This window comes from Streptomyces sp. NPDC004542 (genome assembly GCF_040610035.1).
In the GTDB taxonomy this organism is placed as follows: domain Bacteria; phylum Actinomycetota; class Actinomycetes; order Streptomycetales; family Streptomycetaceae; genus Streptomyces.
Window position 1 is genome coordinate 43,348 of sequence record NZ_JBEXLP010000003.1, and the last position, 16,662, is coordinate 60,009.

15 protein-coding genes and 2 pseudogenes are annotated in these 16,662 nt (G+C 73.4%); 4 read left to right on the plus strand and 13 right to left on the minus strand.

The window, feature by feature from the left end; genetic code table 11:
* Positions 1–31 precede the first annotated feature (31 nt).
* Positions 32–1,024 carry a DUF4349 domain-containing protein gene (locus tag ABZX30_RS02925; protein ID WP_355928016.1) on the minus strand — a complete coding sequence of 331 codons (993 nt, stop codon included), beginning with the start codon at positions 1,022–1,024 and terminating at the stop codon, positions 32–34.
* 162 nt (positions 1,025–1,186) lie between these two features.
* Between ABZX30_RS02925 and hemG the strand changes: the two genes are divergently transcribed.
* Both hemG and hemQ read left to right on the plus strand, forming a co-directional pair.
* Positions 1,187–2,641, plus strand: a complete 1,455-nt coding sequence (gene hemG / locus ABZX30_RS02930; RefSeq protein ID WP_355928018.1) for a protoporphyrinogen oxidase — start codon at positions 1,187–1,189, stop codon at positions 2,639–2,641.
* 4 nt (positions 2,642–2,645) lie between these two features.
* The gene (hemQ, locus tag ABZX30_RS02935; protein ID WP_355928020.1) at positions 2,646–3,377 is read left to right on the plus strand and encodes a hydrogen peroxide-dependent heme synthase; all 732 of its coding nucleotides are present in this window, start codon (positions 2,646–2,648) and stop codon (positions 3,375–3,377) included.
* Positions 3,378–3,505: 128 nt separating this feature from the next.
* Here the strand turns inward: hemQ and ABZX30_RS02940 are convergent, their stop codons facing one another.
* The 4 genes and pseudogenes from ABZX30_RS02940 to ABZX30_RS02955 form a co-directional block, all read right to left on the minus strand.
* Positions 3,506–5,134 (minus strand): alpha/beta hydrolase, encoded by a 1,629-nt coding sequence (locus ABZX30_RS02940; protein ID WP_355928022.1) that lies wholly within the window; start codon positions 5,132–5,134, stop codon positions 3,506–3,508.
* 139 nt (positions 5,135–5,273) lie between these two features.
* A pseudogene (locus ABZX30_RS02945) lies at positions 5,274–5,645 on the minus strand (TIGR04222 domain-containing membrane protein); the annotation flags it as partial.
* 105 nt (positions 5,646–5,750) lie between these two features.
* Entirely contained in the window at positions 5,751–6,527 is a 777-nt protein-coding gene (locus ABZX30_RS02950; RefSeq protein WP_355928025.1) for a DUF4142 domain-containing protein, read from the minus strand.
* Positions 6,528–6,663: 136 nt separating this feature from the next.
* Positions 6,664–7,974 carry a DUF692 domain-containing protein gene (locus ABZX30_RS02955; protein WP_355928026.1) on the minus strand — a complete coding sequence of 437 codons (1,311 nt, stop codon included), beginning with the start codon at positions 7,972–7,974 and terminating at the stop codon, positions 6,664–6,666.
* 127 nt (positions 7,975–8,101) lie between these two features.
* Between ABZX30_RS02955 and ABZX30_RS02960 the strand changes: the two genes are divergently transcribed.
* Positions 8,102–8,479, plus strand: coding sequence for a VOC family protein (locus ABZX30_RS02960; RefSeq protein WP_355928029.1), 378 nt, complete (start codon positions 8,102–8,104; stop codon positions 8,477–8,479).
* 49 nt (positions 8,480–8,528) lie between these two features.
* Here ABZX30_RS02960 and ABZX30_RS02965 read toward each other — a convergent pair whose 3' ends face one another.
* From ABZX30_RS02965 to zapE, 8 genes and pseudogenes are all read right to left on the minus strand, one after another.
* Positions 8,529–9,245, minus strand: coding sequence for a peptidyl-tRNA hydrolase (locus ABZX30_RS02965; protein ID WP_355928032.1), 717 nt, complete (start codon positions 9,243–9,245; stop codon positions 8,529–8,531).
* Between the two features lie 106 nt (positions 9,246–9,351).
* Complete coding sequence (locus ABZX30_RS02970) at positions 9,352–9,552, minus strand: hypothetical protein (RefSeq protein ID WP_355928034.1); 201 nt, start codon at positions 9,550–9,552, stop codon at positions 9,352–9,354.
* Between the two features lie 18 nt (positions 9,553–9,570).
* The gene (locus tag ABZX30_RS02975; protein WP_355928036.1) at positions 9,571–10,416 is read right to left on the minus strand and encodes a polysaccharide deacetylase family protein; all 846 of its coding nucleotides are present in this window, start codon (positions 10,414–10,416) and stop codon (positions 9,571–9,573) included.
* Positions 10,413–10,863: pseudogene (locus ABZX30_RS02980) on the minus strand (YbhB/YbcL family Raf kinase inhibitor-like protein). Before ABZX30_RS02980 ends, ABZX30_RS02975 begins: the two are co-directional and overlap by 4 nt.
* A gap of 28 nt (positions 10,864–10,891) precedes the next feature.
* Positions 10,892–11,692 carry a slipin family protein gene (locus tag ABZX30_RS02985; protein ID WP_355928038.1) on the minus strand — a complete coding sequence of 267 codons (801 nt, stop codon included), beginning with the start codon at positions 11,690–11,692 and terminating at the stop codon, positions 10,892–10,894.
* Positions 11,693–11,874: 182 nt separating this feature from the next.
* Positions 11,875–13,356 (minus strand): SulP family inorganic anion transporter, encoded by a 1,482-nt coding sequence (locus ABZX30_RS02990; RefSeq protein WP_355928041.1) that lies wholly within the window; start codon positions 13,354–13,356, stop codon positions 11,875–11,877.
* Between the two features lie 17 nt (positions 13,357–13,373).
* Positions 13,374–13,952 carry a carbonic anhydrase gene (locus tag ABZX30_RS02995; protein ID WP_355928043.1) on the minus strand — a complete coding sequence of 193 codons (579 nt, stop codon included), beginning with the start codon at positions 13,950–13,952 and terminating at the stop codon, positions 13,374–13,376.
* A 666-nt stretch (positions 13,953–14,618) separates the two neighbouring features.
* Positions 14,619–15,737 (minus strand): cell division protein ZapE, encoded by a 1,119-nt coding sequence (gene zapE / locus ABZX30_RS03000; protein ID WP_355928046.1) that lies wholly within the window; start codon positions 15,735–15,737, stop codon positions 14,619–14,621.
* A 37-nt stretch (positions 15,738–15,774) separates the two neighbouring features.
* Between zapE and ABZX30_RS03005 the strand changes: the two genes are divergently transcribed.
* Positions 15,775–16,635 carry a pyrimidine reductase family protein gene (locus tag ABZX30_RS03005; RefSeq protein WP_355928048.1) on the plus strand — a complete coding sequence of 287 codons (861 nt, stop codon included), beginning with the start codon at positions 15,775–15,777 and terminating at the stop codon, positions 16,633–16,635.
* The last annotated feature ends 27 nt before the right edge of the window (positions 16,636–16,662 follow it).

Below are 16,662 nucleotides of genomic sequence, written 5' to 3' on the forward strand. Positions count from 1 at the left end.
ACGCTACGGGCACGGCGTACTTCGAGCCCGCTCAGCCCCGCTCCTCCGGCTCGTCCGGCCCGGCCGCGGGCCGCGGCGCGGTGGGCCGCGGTGCCGGACGGGCCATCGGCAGCGGCCCCGGGGCGGCGGGCGCCGGTACGGCGGCGGCGCGCGGCAGCCGGGGGCGTACCACCCGCAGCCACAGCAGCGCCAGCAGCGCGGCCAGTGCCGCGAAGGGCAGCACGGCGCCGAGGGCCAGGGCGATCCAGCGCAGCATCGTGACGAACGCGTGCCAGCCGCCCGTCAGGGCGTCCACGAAGCCGGGTGAGTCGTCCGCGGCGGCCTTCCGCGCCGGTGTCCGCGACAGCGACAGGGTGATGGTGGCCAGGCTCGTGCGGTCCTTCAGGGACGCCTGCCGGGCGAGCAGCGCCTCCAGGTCCGCCTCGCGGCTGCTCAACTCCCCTTCCAGGGTGACCACGTCACTGAGCTTGCCGGCCCGGTCCATCAGCTCCCGGATCCGGGCCACGCTGGCCCGCTGCGACCTGATGCGGCTGTCGACGTCCACCACCTGGTCGGTGACGTCCCGCGCCTTGGCCGTGCGGTGGACCAGCCTGCCCGAGCCCTCGAGGTCGGTGAGGACCTCGTCGTACTGGTCGGTGGGCACACGCAGCACGACCCGGGTGCGCTCGTGGCCCGCGGAGTCCCGGCTGGTGGTCTCGTCGCCGACGTAGCCGCCCGCGTTCTCGGCGGTGGCGCGGGCCGCGTCCAGCGCCTTGGGCACGTCCTCGACCTGGACGGTGAGGGAGGCGGTGCGGATGATGCTGCTCGCGGTGAGCCTGGGGGTCCCGGTGGCCCGGCCGGCGGCGTCCGCGCCGCGTGCCGTGCCGCCGGACGCCCCCTCCCGCGCGAAGCCGCCGGCGTCGGCCTTGCTGCCGGAGGAACCGCCGGCGTCGTCCGCGCCGCTGCATCCGGCGAGGGCGAGGGACGCGGCGAGCAGGACGGCGGCCAGGGCCTGGACGGGCCGTGGGGATCGTGGTGTGCGCATCTGGCGGTACCCCCCCGAGGGTCGGTTGACGACTGACGCTTCTTCGACGCCCGAACGGCGCGGCGCGTTGGGGGCGGACGGTTCCGATGAGGTCACGGTCGCGTCGCGCTGGGGCCACAAGGCCCTGGCGCGGCCGTCGGTGGCGTCTGAGAAGGTGGAGCCATGAGCGGATCACCTACGGACACGGGGCACGTCGTCGTCATCGGAGCGGGCATCGCCGGGCTGGCCGCCGCGCACCGGCTGCTGGGGCGCGGGGCCCGGGTGACCGTGCTGGAGGCGTCCGACCGGGTCGGCGGCAAGCTGCTGCCGGGCGAGATCGCGGGCGTGCGCGTCGACCTGGGCGCGGAGTCGATGCTCGCGCGCCGCCCCGAGGCGGTGGACCTCGCGCGCGAGGCCGGCCTGGCCGACCGCCTCCAGCCGCCGGCCACCGCGACGGCCTCGATCTGGACCCGGGGCGCCCTGCGCCCCATGCCCAAGGGCCACGTCATGGGTGTCCCCGGCACCGCCGCCGCCCTGGCCGGCGTCCTGTCCGACGAGGGCCTCGCCCGCATCGAGCGCGACGCCGACCTGCCCCGCACCGAGGTCGGCGACGACGTGGCGGTGGGGGAGTACGTGGCGGCGCGGCTGGGCCGCGAGGTCGTCGACCGCCTGGTCGAACCGCTCCTGGGCGGGGTCTACGCGGGCGACGCGTACCGCATCTCGATGCGCTCGGCCGTCCCCCAGCTCTTCCGGGCCGCCCGCACCCACACCTCCCTGACGGAGGCGGTCCGCGAGATCCAGGCGAAGGCCGCCGCGGGCGGGCAGACGGGCCCGGTGTTCATGGGCGTCGAGGGCGGCGTGGGCCAACTGCCTCTCGCGGTCGCGGAGTCGGTGCGCCGGCGGGGCGGCGAGATCGTCACGGGGGCCCCGGTGAGTGAACTGCGCCGGGAACCCGGCGGCGGCTGGCGGGTGACGGCCGGTGACCGCGTCCTGCGCGCCGACGCCGTGGTCGTCGCGGTCCCCGCCCCGGCCGCCGCCGGACTGCTGGCCGCCGAGGCCCCGCAGGCCGCCGCCGAGCTGCGGGCCGTGGAGTACGCCTCCATGGCCCTGGTCACCCTCGCCTACCGCCGCGCCGAGGTCACCCTGCCGGACGGCAGCGGCTTCCTCGTCCCGCCCGTCGACGGGCGCACCATCAAGGCCTCCACCTTCGCCTCGCAGAAATGGGGCTGGATCGCCGACCAGGACCCGGACGTGGTGGTGCTGCGCACCTCCGTCGGCCGGTACGCCGAGACGGAGATCCTCCGCCGCGAGGACGCCGACCTGGTCGAGGTCTCCCGCCGCGACCTGCGCGAGGCCACCGGGCTGGCCGCCGAGCCCCTGGAGACCCGCGTCACCCGCTGGACCGACGGCCTGCCCCAGTACCCCGTCGGCCACCACGCGCGCGTGGCCCGCGTCCGCGAACACGTCGCCAAGCTGCCGGGTCTCGTCGTGTGCGGCGCGCAGTACGACGGCGTCGGCATCCCGGCGTGCATCGCCGGCGCGTACGCGGCGGTGGACCAGCTCGGCGGCGATCCGCGCGGTGTGCAGGAACTCACCGCCGACCCGGTGCAGAGCCTGCACGGCGGAGCGGGAGAATAGCCGCATGAGTGACGACGCTCCCACCACCGCCCCCGAGCGGATCCCGAACAAGGGCAAGCTGGCCAAGGACCTCAACGAGGTCATCCGCTACACCCTGTGGTCCGTCTTCAAGCTGAAGGACGTGCTGCCCGAGGACCGCGCGGGGTACGCCGACGAGGTCCAGGAGCTGTTCGACCAGCTCGCCGCGAAGGACGTGACGATCCGCGGCACGTACGACCTCTCCGGGCTGCGCGCCGACGCCGACCTCATGATCTGGTGGCACGCCGAGACCAGCGACCAGCTCCAGGAGGCGTACAGCCTCTTCCGCCGCACGAAGCTGGGCCGCGCCCTCACGCCGGTCTGGTCGAACATGGCGCTGCACCGCCCGGCCGAGTTCAACCGCTCGCACATCCCGGCGTTCCTCGCCGACGAGACGCCGCGCGACTACGTCAGCGTCTACCCGTTCGTGCGGTCCTACGACTGGTACCTGCTGCCCGACGAGGACCGCCGCCGCATGCTCGCCGACCACGGCAAGATGGCCCGCGGCTACCCGGACGTGCGCGCCAACACGGTCGCGTCGTTCTCGCTCGGCGACTACGAGTGGATCCTGGCCTTCGAGGCCGACGAGCTGTACCGCATCGTCGACCTCATGCGCCACCTGCGCGCCTCCGAGGCCCGCATGCACGTCCGGGAGGAAGTCCCGTTCTTCACGGGGCGTCGCAAGGACATCGGTGAGCTGGTGGCGGGTCTGGCCTGATGGGGCGGGGCGTGTCGGGTGTGCTGCCGGGGGTTCGGGGGTTGTCCCCCGGGAGTGGCAGCACGGGGCGTCGCAAGGACGTCGGTGAGCTGGTGGCGGGTCTGGCCTGATGGGGCGGGGCGGGGCGATCAGAGCGGGTCGCCCTCGCCCTTCAGCTGGTCCCGGAGGGCCTCGCCGCGGGCGGTCTCCGGCTCCGGCTCCGGGTGCGGCGCGCAGGACGCGTGCCGCGCCGGGAGGCGGCCGTCCAGCAGGTACGCCTCGAGGTGGGCGTTGACGCACGCGTTCGGCCCGGCCGCGATTCCGTGCGTACCGGCGTCCCGCTCGGTCACCAGCACCGAGTCCGCCAGCCGCCGGCGCATCTCCAGCGCCCCGTCGTAGGGCGCGGCGGCGTCCCGCTCGGCGGCCAGGATCAGCGTCGGCGGCAGCTCACCCGGGCCGGTCCGCACATCGACAGGCTGCTGCCGGGGCGCCTGCCAGTAGGCGCACGGCAGGTTCATCCACACGTTCTCCCAGGTCTCGAAGGGCGCCACGCGCGCGAGCCGGGTGTTGTCGCGGTCCCACTCCGCCCAGTCGGCCGGCCAGGGCGCGTCATTGCACTCGACGGCGGTGTAGACCGCGTTCAGGTTCTCCGACTCCGCGGCCGTCTCCGGGCCCGGCGTGGCCAGCTGGACCAGCGGCTTCGGATCACCCTTCAGATACGCCGACAGCGCCTCGGCACGGCTCGGCCAGTAGTCGTCGTAGTACCCGGCGGACAGCAGCACGCCCTGCAACTGCCCGGGACCGACCTTCCCGCCCGCCGGTTCGGCGGCCAGCCGCGTCCGTGCCGACTCGTAGCTGCGGCGCACCTTCTCGGCCGTGTCGCCGAGGCCGTACACGTCGTCGTGCCGGGCGATCCACTCCCTGAAGTCCGCCCAGCGGTCCTCGAACGCGGCCGACTGGCCGAGGTTGTTGCGGTACCAGATCTGTGCGGGGTCCGGGTTCACCGGCGCGTCCAGCACCAGCCGCCGCACGTGCGAGGGGAACAGCGTGGCGTACAGCGCCCCGAAGTAGGTGCCGTACGAGGCACCCATGAACGTCAGCTTCTCCTCGCCCAGCGCGGCGCGCAGGACGTCCAGGTCGCGGGCGTTGTTCAGGGAGTTGTAGTACCGCAGCGCGCTTCCGGCCCGCAGGGCGCAGCCACGCGCGTACGCCTTCGCCTCGGCGATGCGCTTCTCCTTGAACGCCGTCGAGGGGTGTGTCGGCGCCTGCGCGGGCCCGGTGGGGAGCTGTTCGGGGTCCTGGCAGGACAGCGGTGCCGAACGGCCCACTCCGCGCGGGGCGTAGCCGACGAGGTCGTAGGCGGCGGCGATGCGCTTCCATTCGGGCAGCCGGGCGCTCAGCGGGAAGTACATGCCGGAGGCGCCCGGGCCGCCCGGGTTGAAGACGAGCGCGCCCTGGCGGGGCACCTTGCGCTTGCTGTTGCGCGGGTCCTTGTGGGTCGCCTGCGCCCGGCTGACGGTCAGCTTGATCCGCTTGCCGTCGGGGTGGGCGTAGTCCAGCGGGACGGTCACCGTGCCGCACTCCATGCCGTCCGGCGCGCCCTGGTCGGCGGGGCACGTGCCGAAGTCGATGCCGGCCGCACGTGCGCGGGCGGCGGCGACCGCGGTGCCGCGCCGTTCCGCCGCGTCCGCGGTGTGGGGCGCGCCGTCGGCGGGGGCGGCGGTGAGGGTGGTCAGGAGCATCGACCCGGCGGCCGTGCAGAGGGCGGCGGCTCTCATCGCGTATCCCTTCGGTCGGGGAGGCGGCGCACCGCCAGGACAAAAGGGATATTTCGTACGGTCGTCGGTGAAGGCAAGCACCGTCCGGCCGGTGTCGGCCCCAATGCCCCCTGTGCGCCCCCCCGGGCGGCGTCCTCGTTCCCGCCAGGACCGGTCGCGGTGCGCGAAGGCGGCGCGCAGTGCCGGTTCGCCGATCGCGCGGACGCCGGCCCTCCGGGCCGATGGCCCCTATCACCGCCCGTTCCATGTCGTCCCGGCCGTGCGGGTCGACGACGGTCGCCCAGCCGGTGTGCGCGAGCAGCAGTCGCCGCTGCCGGGCCATGGAGGCCAGGGTCGGATCGGCGACCCGCGCGGGACCGCCGGACAGCAACGCCGCCTCGTGCAGCGTCAGACCGTGCTCCCGTGCCGCGGTCGTGCCCTGCCTGTCGACGGTCGCCGCGCGTACGGCGGCCAGGCACGGCCGGGTGCAGGCCGTGCCGGCGACGGCCCCGGCCGGCAGCAGCAGAAGGATCCAGAACGTGACAAGTTTCTAAGCCGGAGGCCTGGGAAACTCCACGCCTCGTTCACCATCCGGACACAGTGTCGCCGGTATGTGACGTTCCGTTCGCCCCTCAGGTCAGGAGCCGTTCGACGGCGGGGGGCTGGAGGCGGCGGGCGGGAGCGAGTAGCGCGGGAACGCTGACGGGGTGACCGGCACCGGGGAGCCGGTGCCCGCGCTCGGCAGGTCGGTGCCGGGGGGAGCGGGCGTGGCGCTCGCGGCGAGGTCACGGGCCAGTGCGGCGAAGTCCACGTACCCGGTGGCCTCCAGGACCTCGATGTGGTCCAGGACGGTCGTGTTGGCGTCGTCGGCGAGGCCGCGCACCAGCGAGTTCTGCGTACCCGCGCGCACCTGGGCGACCAGTGAGAACACCCTGCCGTGCGCGAGCCGCACGATGTTGGCGAACTGGCGGTCGAAGTCCTCGCCCTGGGCCGCGTCGAGGGTCGCGAGCCACTGCTTCTGCTGGTCGGTGGGCTCGTCGGGCAGTCCGAGGTTCATCTTGGCGGCGACGTCCCGGACGCGCCGGTCCAGGAAGGTGTGACCGTCGACCAGGTGCTGTCCGGCCGTCCGCACGGCCGGGGTGGTGCCCTTCTCCTCCGCGAGCTGACCGGCGGGCAGCTCCCACAGTCCGGCCAGCCGGACCTTCATGATGAAGTCCCGGTCCTGCGCGGACAGCGGGCCGTACTGCGTCAGGACCGCCTCCGCGCTCAGCACGTCCGCGCCGGTCGTGCCCGGCCGGTCGCTGTACGACCAGACCGGGAAGGCCAGCGCCACGAACGTCGCGGCCAGGCCCGAGATGATGATCCCGGTACCGCTGAATATGCCTCGGCCCTTGACGGGGGGTCGCGGTCGCATGGTGCCTCCTGTCGCGGCACCGCACGCCCGTGGTTCCTGGGGTGCGGAGTTGGCATATTACTGCGGCCCTCCTCCAACTGTCGTACCGCATAAGCCGTTAAAGGGTGCCAATCCGGACGTGAACCGGGTAACACCCTCATCCCCGTCGCAGCAGTACCCGCCGTGCCGCGCGGGCGGCCCGGACCACCGGCCGGCTCGACCGCGGCACCGGCCCCGACCGCTCCAGCCGCCACTGGCGCAGCCGCCGCCGCACTCCGGCGTCCTCGCACCGCCCCGTGAACAGCAGGTGCCCCGCGAAGTCCAGGGCGTCCTGCCGGTAGCCCCCGGTCATCGGCTGCCCCTGCGCGTAGTCGAGGAACGCGGCCCGGTACCCCTCCCCGAGGATCTCCGGCAGCTCGGGCGCCACCTTCGCCACCACGTCGGCCCGCTTCGCGGCGAGCGCCCGGCTCTGCACCCGCGTCCTGATCCGGTCGAAGCCCTCCGGCGCCGGTGTCCCGGCGACCAGTGCGGACAGCAGCGCGGCCTGCGCGAGCCCGACCCGCCGGCGGGCGGCGTCGGTGGGTGCCGGCCGCGGTGCCGTGGTCCCCTCGGCCGCCCGCGGCGAGGCCACGGCCCGCGTCGCCCGCCCCTTCACCACGGCCCGCCGGATCGCACCCAACTCCTCTTCCAGAGCGGCCGGTTCGGGGAAGTTCTCGTCCCGTTCCAGCAGCACCCCCGGCGGGTCGGCGCGGGAGGCGAGGTCGGTCAGGATGTCGAGGACCGGCCGCGGCACGGGGTGGGCGTGGCTGTCGTGCCAGACGCCGTCCCGTTCGAAGCCGCCCGCGACATGCACGTACGCGACGGCTTCCAGCGGCAGCTCGGCCAGCGCCTGCGCCGGGTCCTCGGCCCGGTTGACATGGTTGGTGTGCAGGTTCGCCACGTCGATCAGCAGCCGCACCCCGGTCCGGTCGGCCAGTTCGTACAGGAACTGGCCCTCGGTCATCTCCTCGCCGGGCCAGGCGATCAGCGCGGCGATGTTCTCCACGGCGAGCGGCACCGGCAGCGCGTCCTGGGCGATGCGCACGTTCTCGCACAGCACGTCGAGGGCGTCCCAGGTGCGTGGCACCGGCAGCAGATGGCCCGCCTCCAGCCGCGGGGAGGCGGTCAGCGGCCCCCCGGCCCTTACGAACGCGATGTGCTCGGTGACCAGCGGCGAGCCCAGTGCCGCCGCCCGCTCCGCGAGAGCGGTCAGCCGGCCCTCGTCGGGCCGGTCGGCGCCGCCGAGGCCGAGCGAGACCCCGTGCGGGACCACGGTCACCCCGCGCCCGCGCAGCCGCCGCAGCGACTCGGGGAGGTGCCCGGGGCACACGTTCTCCGCCACCACCTCGACCCAGTCGATGCCCGGCATGCGCTCCACCGCGTCCGCGATCTCCGGCCGCCAGCCGATCCCCGTCCCCAGTCGCTGCACCGCCGCCCCCTCTCACCCGTGTTCCGGCGTGACGGGGGTATGGCCCCGGCACGGGGCCGCGAATCCGGCCGCCCGCACCTTCAGAGCAACATTTGAGGTTCGCGCCCGCTGCTCCACGCTGCCCTTCGTGATCGCCGAGCCGCAGTGTGTGGTGGTGGACTGTGCCGATGTCGTCGAGCTGTCCCGGTTCTACCAGTCACTCGTCGGCGCAGTGGTGAACCAGCCGGATCCGCGGTGGTCGCTCGGTGACGGCTGGGCGACGCTCCACACCGACACCGGCTTCGTGCTCGCCGTCCAGCGGGTCGAGGATCACCGGCCGCCGCGGTGGCCGGATCCCGCCCGCCCCCAGCAGTCCCCTCTCGACCTGGGAGCCGTGGACCTGGACCGGGCTCAGGAGGAGGTCCTCGGTCTGGGCGCCACCCTGCTCGACGAGGGTGACGGCAAGCGGTGCCGGCGTGTCTTCGCGGATCCCGCGGGACAGCCGTTCTGCCTCGTCCGGGACTGACGGAAGGCACCGCCCGGAACACCCGGTGCGGCGGGGTCACCGGGACCGGTCAGCGCAGGGCGGGGTGGTCGGCGACCACGGTGCAGCTGCCCGGCGCGATCTCGGTGAAGCCCGCGTCCCGCACCAACGGCAGGCCCGAACGGGTCAGTTCGGCCCAGCGGGCCGGGGCGGCGGTGCGCACGGCCAGCGGGAAGCCCGCCGCGCGCCAGGCGGTGCGGTCCTCGTCGGACAGCTCCCACCAGGCGAGCTGGGCGCCGTGACCGGCCTGGGCCATCGCCTTGCCCGCCGACATCGTCACGTCCGGGCTCAGCCACAGCACGGGCGCCGCGGGACCCGCGTCGACCGGCGGCTCCGGGTCGTCCAGCTCGGTACCGGACACCTGGAGCTTGGCCAGGTCCTTCGGCCAGCCGTCCAGCGGGACGGGCGGGAAGACCCGTACCTCAGCCGACTTGCCCGTGACGGTGATCCCGGGCAACGCCTCCGCCCGCCGCCACTCGGCCCCGCGCGCCCGCCTGACCACCTTCCGGATCCGGGCGTCCTCCCAGTCCCGCACGGCCCGTGCCCACGCGCCGTCCGCCACCGACCGCTCGTCGCCGAGCAGCGTGAGCACGGCACGGGCGGCGGTCTCCAGCGCGTCGGTGCGCGTCGGCGGTGCCGCCTTCTCGACCCGCACGACGAGGGGCAGCACGTACTGTGGAGCCTCGTCGCGCGCGGAGCGCTCGGCACGGAAGGGGCTGTCGCCCGGAGCGGCGGGATCACTGGTCACGGCGTCCAGTCTGCCAGGCGGAAGATCCGCTCCACCGGGCGTGCCCGGACACGGCCGTCGGAGTGCAGGCCGGCCGGGCCCCGCCCGCGCGCTCACCGCCCGCCGGTCACCCCGAGCAGGCGGTGCGCTGTGCCTCCTGCCATGCACACCGCGGGCAGAGGGTGATGCCCTTGTACGACTCCGGGTACTCCGTCGGCTCCCGGCACAACACGCACTCCGCGTAGGGCGGCCCGTCCGCCCTGGGAGGCGTCGTGACGTCCGCGATGGTGCAGTAGTCCCGGCTCTGCGTACCCTCCGTGTCGCTCATGTCTCCAGCGTAAGCGGCTCACCGCCGGGCGGCCGTCGCCCCGATCAGTTCCGAGACCTTCACGAACCGGTAGCCCCGCTCGCGCAGTTCCGGCACCACCGCGCGCACGACCCGCTCGGTCGTGGGGGCCGCGCTGCGCGTGCAGTGCATGACCACGACCGACCCGGGCTTCACCCCGTCCAGCACCTGCCGGACCACCGCGTCCGCGTCCGTGGCGAACGCGTCGCCGCTGACCACGTCCCACTGCACCGCGGTGACCCCGAGGCCGCTCAGCGCGCGCAGTGCCTTCTGGTCGTAGCAGCCGCCGGGGAAGCGGAAGTACGGCATCGGGTGCGGCACGCCGGCCTTGCGGAGGGCGGTGTACGTCCGCTCCACTTCCGAGCGCATCCGGTCGGCGGAGGAGACGGTCGGCAGGCCGTAGCAGTCGCCGGTGAAGGCGTAGTGGCTGTAGGAGTGGTTGGCGACCTCGAACCGCGGGTCGTGGCCGAGGGAGCGGGCCTCGGCCGGGTACTGCTCCGCCCACCGGCCGGTCATGAAGACGGTGGCCGGCACTTTCAGCGCACGCAGCGTGGCGATCAGCGCCGGGTTGTCGAAATGCTCGCCCGCCGCCGCGCGCGGCCCCTGGTCGGCGGTCATGTCGGCGTCGAAGGTCAGCGCGACCGTCTTCCCCCGCGTCCGCGGCCCGTTCTCGAAGACCGGGGTCAGGCCGCCCGGGCCGGGGGCGAGGGTGGCCGGGTGCGCGGCGGAGGGGGCGGGCCCGGCCGGTGCCGGGTGACCGGTGCCGGGCGCTGTGGCGGTGCCGCAGGCGGCGAGGGCCGCGCCCAGGGCGCAGACGGCGGTCAGGTGCCGAACAGATCTGATCACTGTACGAAAATAGGATGAGATCGCCCCAAATGTGACGGTCTGATGTACGGCTCGACCGTGCGATCACCCGTCCGGTGGCAGTGGAAGCGGATGCCGTGTCTCACGGTCAGCGTGCCCCCGGCCAGGACGCGGCCGGTCAGGGCCGCGCGGACGGCATCGGCGGTGGCGCCGGACGGCGGGTCGTCCAGGGGCCGGCCGGTGGCGTACACCGACAAGACGTACCGGTGCGGCCGGTCTCTCCTGGGCGGGCACGGACCGCCGTAACCGGTCCTGCCGAAGCCGTTGCGGCCGGCTGTGCGGGGCGTCGGGGTCCTCGACCACGACGGCCGGGGCGGCGACGTGCGCCGGTACGCCGCCGGCGAAGGCGAGCGGGGGCGAGACCTCCGCGCCGTCGCAGGTGTGGCGGCGCGGGATCGTGCCGCCCTCGGCGAAGGCGGGACTCGCCATCTCACGAAACCCGGTCGCATACCGGACCCTAGCCCGGGTGCGGGAGCGCGTCCGTGATCCCGGTCGGCTGCTGTCCCCCTTTCTCCAGGAAGCGCAGCAGCTCCACCGGGATGGGCAGCACCAGGGTGGAGTTCTTCTCCGCCGCCACGGCCATCACCGTCTGCAGCAGCCGGAGCTGCAGGGCGGAGGGTGTGTCGGCCATCTGCTGCGCCGCCTCGGCCAGCTTCTTGGAGGCCTGGAGTTCGGCGTCGGCGTTGATGATCCTGGCCCGGCGCTCACGGTCGGCCTCGGCCTGGCGGGCCATGGAGCGCTTCATCGTGTCCGGCAGGGATACGTCCTTGATCTCCACCCGGTCGATGGTGACGCCCCATTCCACGGCCGGGCTGTCGATCATCAACTCGAGGCCCTGGTTCAGCTTTTCACGGTTGGACAGCAGGTCGTCGAGGTCGCTCTTGCCGATGATGGACCTGAGCGAGGTCTGCGCCATCTGCGAGACCGCGAACCGGTAGTCCTCGACCCGGATGATCGCGCTGACCGGGTCGACGACCTTGAAGTAGACGACGGCGTCCACCCGCACGGTCACGTTGTCGCGGGTGATGCCCTCCTGTGCGGGCACCGGCATCGTGACGATCTGCATGTTGACCTTGCGCAGCCGGTCGACCATGGGAATGATCATGGTGAAACCCGGCGCCCGCTGCGCGTCGGTGACCCGGCCCAGCCGGAAGACCACCCCACGCTCGTACTGTTTGACGACCCGCGCCGCGGCGGCCAGATACACCAGACCCGCGACACCTGCTGCCACGAGCGAGCCCACCAGTTCCTGGAGCATGACGACCTCCTCCACATCAGAGGCATCGTCTTGCAACGATATGCCCCTATTCGACCCGAGGCCATGTTCTGGAGGTTCCGCCCGGTACGGGGCCGGGTGCCGGTGGCCGGTCCGGGGCCGTGCCGTGCGGCCCCGGACCGGGGGCGTGCCGTGCGGCCCCGGACCGGGGGCGTGCCGTGCGGCTAGGTCGCCATCAGCCGTACCGGCTCCGTGCCCGCCGCGCTGTGGCGTTCGGCCCAGTTCTCCAGGGCCGTACGGCAGGCATGGTCGAGGTGGTGCAGGCCGGACAGGTCGAGCCGGACCGGGCGGTCCTGGGGGAGTGCCTCCAGGCTGTCCAGGAGCTTCGGCAGCCGCAGGAAGGTCGCGTTACCGGTCAGGTACGCGTCGACCGGACCGGCGCCCTTGTCCACGACTTCCACCTTGACGTGCGAGGACTCCCAGGCGGTCTTGACGACGGCCAGTGCGAGCCCGATCAGCACGCCCTCGAACATGCTGACCGCGACGATCGACACCGCCGTGGCCGTCAGGACCACCGCCTCGCCGCGGTTGTCGCGCCACAGGGCGACGAGCGCGCGCAGCGGAACGAGCTTGGCGCCCGAGTAGATCAGGACGCCCGCGAGCGCCGGCAACGGGATGTAGCCGAGCACGTCCGGCAGCAGGGCCGCGAACAGCAGCAGCCACACGCCGTGCAGCACCCGGGACGCCTTGGTCCGCGCGCCCGCCTGGACGTTCGCCGCGCTGCGCACGATCACCGCGGTCATCGGCAGCGCGCCGAGCAGTCCGCAGAGGGTGTTGCCCGCGCCCTGGGCGAGGAGCTCCTTGTTGTACTGGGTGCGCGGCCCGTCGTGCAGCCGGTCCACCGCCGCCGCGCTGAACAGCGACTCCGCGGACGCTATCAGCGTGAACGCGAGGATCGTGCCGAGCAACCCGACGTTCGCCAGTTCACCGAAGGAGCTCATCGGCGGCGGCTGGACCGAGTCGAGCAGCCCGTTGACCTCGACGGTGGCCACGGGAAGGGACAGGACCAGGGCGGCCAGCGTGGCGAGGCCGACCGCGGCGAGCGGTCCCGGGACTGTACGCACCTTCGCCGGCGCGTACTTCCACAGCAGCAGGACGGCGATCGTGCCCGCGCCGAGCGCGAAGGACACCATCGCCCTGCTGTCCCCGAGGGCGTCCGTGAACGCTCCGGGGAGCCCGGCTATCTTGCCCAGGCCCGAGCCGGGGGCCTTGGCGGCCAGCGCCGGGTAGAGCTGTCCGGCGATCAGCACCAGGCCGATGCCGGCCAGCATGCCCTCGACGACGGAGACGGAGATGGCCCGGAAGTAGCGGCCCAGCCCGAGCAGGCCCATCAGGACCTGGAGCAGACCCGTGGCGAGCACGATGACACCGAGCGCGGGCAGCCCGAACTCCTCCACCGCCTCGAAGACCAGCACGGTCAGCCCGGCGGCCGGCCCCGACACCTGAAGGCTGCTGCCGCGCATCAGCCCGGTGACGATGCCGCCCACGATGCCGGTGACCAGGCCCAGCTCGGCCGGGACACCAGAGGCGACGGCCACGCCCAAGCACAGCGGGAGCGCGACCAGGAAGACGACGAGGGACGCGGTGAAGTCCTCCCTGAGGTGCGGGAACCGGGACCTCAGGGAGGTGGGGGGTAAGGCGTTCATGTGGGTCATCGGCGTGCTCACAGGGACTCGAAGGTGTCGGTCTGCGGGCGGTGCGTCCGGACGGCGCCGGTGTGCACCTCGTAGTACCAGGCGTGCAGGGCGAGCCGGCCCTGCGCCAGCTTCTCGGCGACGCACGGGTACGAGCGCAGCCGCAGCAGCTGGGTCAGGACATGGCTCTGCACGCCCTCGGCGACCGTCGGGTCCTCCATGGTCCCCTTGGGCCGCGGGGTGGCGTGCGCGAGCCAGTCGCGCACGGCGGGCACGCCGTCCAGGTCGTCGCCGCGCACCAGCGCACCGACGGCTCCGCAGTGGGAGTGGCCGCAGACGACCACGTCCCGGACCCCGAGCACCTCGACGGCGTACTCGATGGTGGCCGCCTCGCTGGTGGGGTGCTCGGAGGCGTACGGCGGGACGATGTTGCCCGCGGTGCGCAGCTCGAAGAGCTCGCCGGGGCGGGCGCCCGTGATGAGGGCCGGGACGACCCGGGAATCGGAGCAGGTGATGAACAGCACCTGCGGGGACTGGCCTTCGGCGAGCTTGGCGAACTCCTCAGGGCGTTGTCCGAACGTACGGGCGTTGTCGATGAGGGGCTGCATATGTGTGGTCTCCTCCTGGCGCGCCCAGCGGCGCGTCGGTCTTGCACGGCGGATGTGGGGGGAACGGCACCCGGCTCTCAGCAGCGGAAGACCTGCAGCGCGGCCGGAGAGAGTGGTCTCACGGGTCTGGCTGTGCGGTGACGCGTCCCAGTGGGTGCGTCCGCCGCGCGCGCGGCCGCCGGGTCCCGGGCCGGCAGCGGGCGCTCGTGGGCCCACCCGGGGGCGGCGGTGCGGTGGCGGTCGCGGGTGTGCGGGGGACCGGCCGGATCCCCGGTGGAACTTTGGTCGCGGAACGTGAGGGAACCATCGCGTACCGGCTTCGAGGAGGGCTTGATTCCGGGCTGAGCCTTGGCCTCCACCTGACCGAAAGTGTGCGCGGATGCGAAGTTTCCGGTGGGTGTGAAGAGGTGCAGTGCGAGCAGGGCGGCGGTGAGGAGCGAGAGCGCGGCCCGGACCGTCGTACCTCGTACCATGCGCCCCCCTTCCCGCATTCATACCTTTGGCTCACACCAAGGGCTGGTCAATGAATGGTCAAGAAAGACGGTAGCCCTGCAAAGTTGTTTGCAGGGTTAACTCCGCGTTACGCGCCGAAGAGAGCGTGAAAAGTGCTGTTGATGAGGCCGAAAACGACCCTTGACCGGCGAGTCGCGACCGGATAGAGATCAGTCACGCGTCCGGTACCAGGCCCTTGGCGTCCCGGGCGAGCGCGGTGAGACGGGATATCGCGCGGAAGTACTTCTTGCGGTAGCCGCCGTTCAGCATCTCCTCACTGAACAACTGGTCGAACGGCAGCCCCGAGGCGAGGACCGGCACCTCACGGTCGTAGAGCCGGTCCGCGAGGACGACGAGCCTGAGGGCGGTCGACTGGTCGGGCACCGGACGCACCCCGGTGAGGCAGACGGCCCGCAGGCCGTCGGTCAGCGCGCCGTACCGGCTGGGGTGCACCCTGGCGAGGTGGTCCAGCAGCTGCGCGAAGTCGTCCAGCGACGCCCCCTCGGTGGCGTGCGCGGCGCGGGTCACCTGCTCGTCGGAGAACGGCGCCGGCGCCTCGGGCAGGCCGCGGTGGCGGTAGTCCTCGCCGTCGATGCGCTGGGCGCGGAAACGGGCGGACAGGCCCTGGATCTCCCGCAGGAAGTCGGCCGCCGCGAACCGGCCCTCGCCGAGCTTGCCGGGCAGGGTGTTGGAGGTGGCCGCGAGCGCCACGCCCGCCTCGACCAGCTTGCCGAGCAGCGTGGACACCAGGACCGTGTCGCCCGGGTCGTCGAGCTCGAACTCGTCGATGCACAGCAGGCTGTGCCCGGAGAGCGTCTGCACCGTCTTCTGGAAGCCGAGCGCGCCCACCAGGTTCGTCAGCTCGACGAACGTGCCGAACGCCTTGCGGGCGGGATCGGCCGGGGCGGCGTGCCAGAGGGAGGCGAGCAGATGGGTCTTGCCGACGCCGTAGCCCCCGTCCAGGTAGACACCGCGGGGACCGGCCGGTGCCTTGGCGGCCCTGGTCCTCGCCTTCGCCTTGCCGAAGCCGAACAGCCCGCGCCGGGCGGTGCCGCCCGCGGGCGTGCCCCCGATCCCGGCCGCGAAGCCCTCCAGCACCCGTACCGCCTCGGTCTGGCTCGGCTGGTTCGGGTCCGGGATGTACGTGGCGAAGCGCACCGAGTCGAAGCGCGGCGGCGGCACCATCTCGGCGACCAGCCGGTCCGCGGGGACATGCGGCTCGCGCGCGCACAGGGACATCGGTACCGCGTCGGCTAGGGGGCTGAGCCCGGAGGCGGCTGTGGAGGACGACACGGTTCCCCATGCTAAGCGGCGTGGAACACTGCACGGCATGCGACGCCTGTTCCCTGTGACCGACGAAACAGCTGCCCGGACCCTCGGCGGTGCCCCTGAGGAGGGGGCCCGGGAGCCGGACGGGGCCGGTGGGGCGCCCGGTGCTTGCGCCGACCGGGAGTGGAGCCTCGCCGAGCTCGCCGCCGCCTACGCCTATCCCGAGCCGGCCGCGTCCGGCCGGGTGACCGGCGGGCCGGTGCCCTGGCTGCGGGCCAACATGGTGTCCACCCTGGACGGAGCCGCCCAGCACGAGGGCCGCTCGCACCCCATTTCCAGCGCCACCGACATGCGGATCTTCGGCACGCTGCGGGCGCTGGCCGATGTCGTCGTCGTGGGCGCGGAAACGGTACGTCAGGAGGGGTACCGCCCGGCCAGGGAGCGCGCGGAGTTCGCGGCGCCGCGGTCCGCGGCCGGGCAGGGCCCCGCCCCGGCGATCGCGGTCGTCACCGCGAGCCTGGACCTCGACTTCTCCCTCCCCCTGTTCACCTCGCCCCTCGTCCCCACCCTGATCCTGACCGGCGCCGCGGCCGCCCCCGACCGGATCGCCGCCGCCCGGAAGACGGGCGCCCGCGTGATGATCGCGGGTGACGGGGCCGGCGTGGACCCGGCCCGCGCCGTCCGGGCCCTCGCCGAGGCCGGGCACACCCGGCTGCTCACCGAGGGCGGCCCCCGGCTGCTCGGCCAGTTCGTGGCCGCGGGCGTGCTCGACGAGCTCTGTCTGACCGTCTCGCCGATGCTCACCGCCGGTGACGCGCAGCGCATCGCCGGGGGGCCGTCGGTCACCGTGCCCCGGCGCTTCGAACTCGTGTCCCTGCTCGAGGAAGCCGGATTCCTGTTCAGTCGCTACCGTCGGTCCTGAAAATCCGTGCGATCACGGGGCAGGATG

What these genes read in the sequence shown, in the direction of transcription:
- ABZX30_RS02925 (WP_355928016.1), bottom strand. Translation starts at nt 1,024, where the DNA reads ATGCGCACACCACGATCCCCACGGCCCGTCCAGGCCCTGGCCGCCGTC.
- hemG (WP_355928018.1), top strand. Translation starts at nt 1,187, where the DNA reads ATGAGCGGATCACCTACGGACACGGGGCACGTCGTCGTCATCGGAGCG.
- hemQ (WP_355928020.1), top strand. Translation starts at nt 2,646, where the DNA reads ATGAGTGACGACGCTCCCACCACCGCCCCCGAGCGGATCCCGAACAAG.
- ABZX30_RS02940 (WP_355928022.1), bottom strand. Translation starts at nt 5,134, where the DNA reads ATGAGAGCCGCCGCCCTCTGCACGGCCGCCGGGTCGATGCTCCTGACC.
- ABZX30_RS02950 (WP_355928025.1), bottom strand. Translation starts at nt 6,527, where the DNA reads ATGCGACCGCGACCCCCCGTCAAGGGCCGAGGCATATTCAGCGGTACC.
- ABZX30_RS02970 (WP_355928034.1), bottom strand. Translation starts at nt 9,552, where the DNA reads ATGAGCGACACGGAGGGTACGCAGAGCCGGGACTACTGCACCATCGCG.
- ABZX30_RS02985 (WP_355928038.1), bottom strand. Translation starts at nt 11,692, where the DNA reads ATGCTCCAGGAACTGGTGGGCTCGCTCGTGGCAGCAGGTGTCGCGGGT.
- ABZX30_RS02990 (WP_355928041.1), bottom strand. Translation starts at nt 13,356, where the DNA reads ATGAACGCCTTACCCCCCACCTCCCTGAGGTCCCGGTTCCCGCACCTC.
- ABZX30_RS02995 (WP_355928043.1), bottom strand. Translation starts at nt 13,952, where the DNA reads ATGCAGCCCCTCATCGACAACGCCCGTACGTTCGGACAACGCCCTGAG.
- ABZX30_RS03005 (WP_355928048.1), top strand. Translation starts at nt 15,775, where the DNA reads ATGCGACGCCTGTTCCCTGTGACCGACGAAACAGCTGCCCGGACCCTC.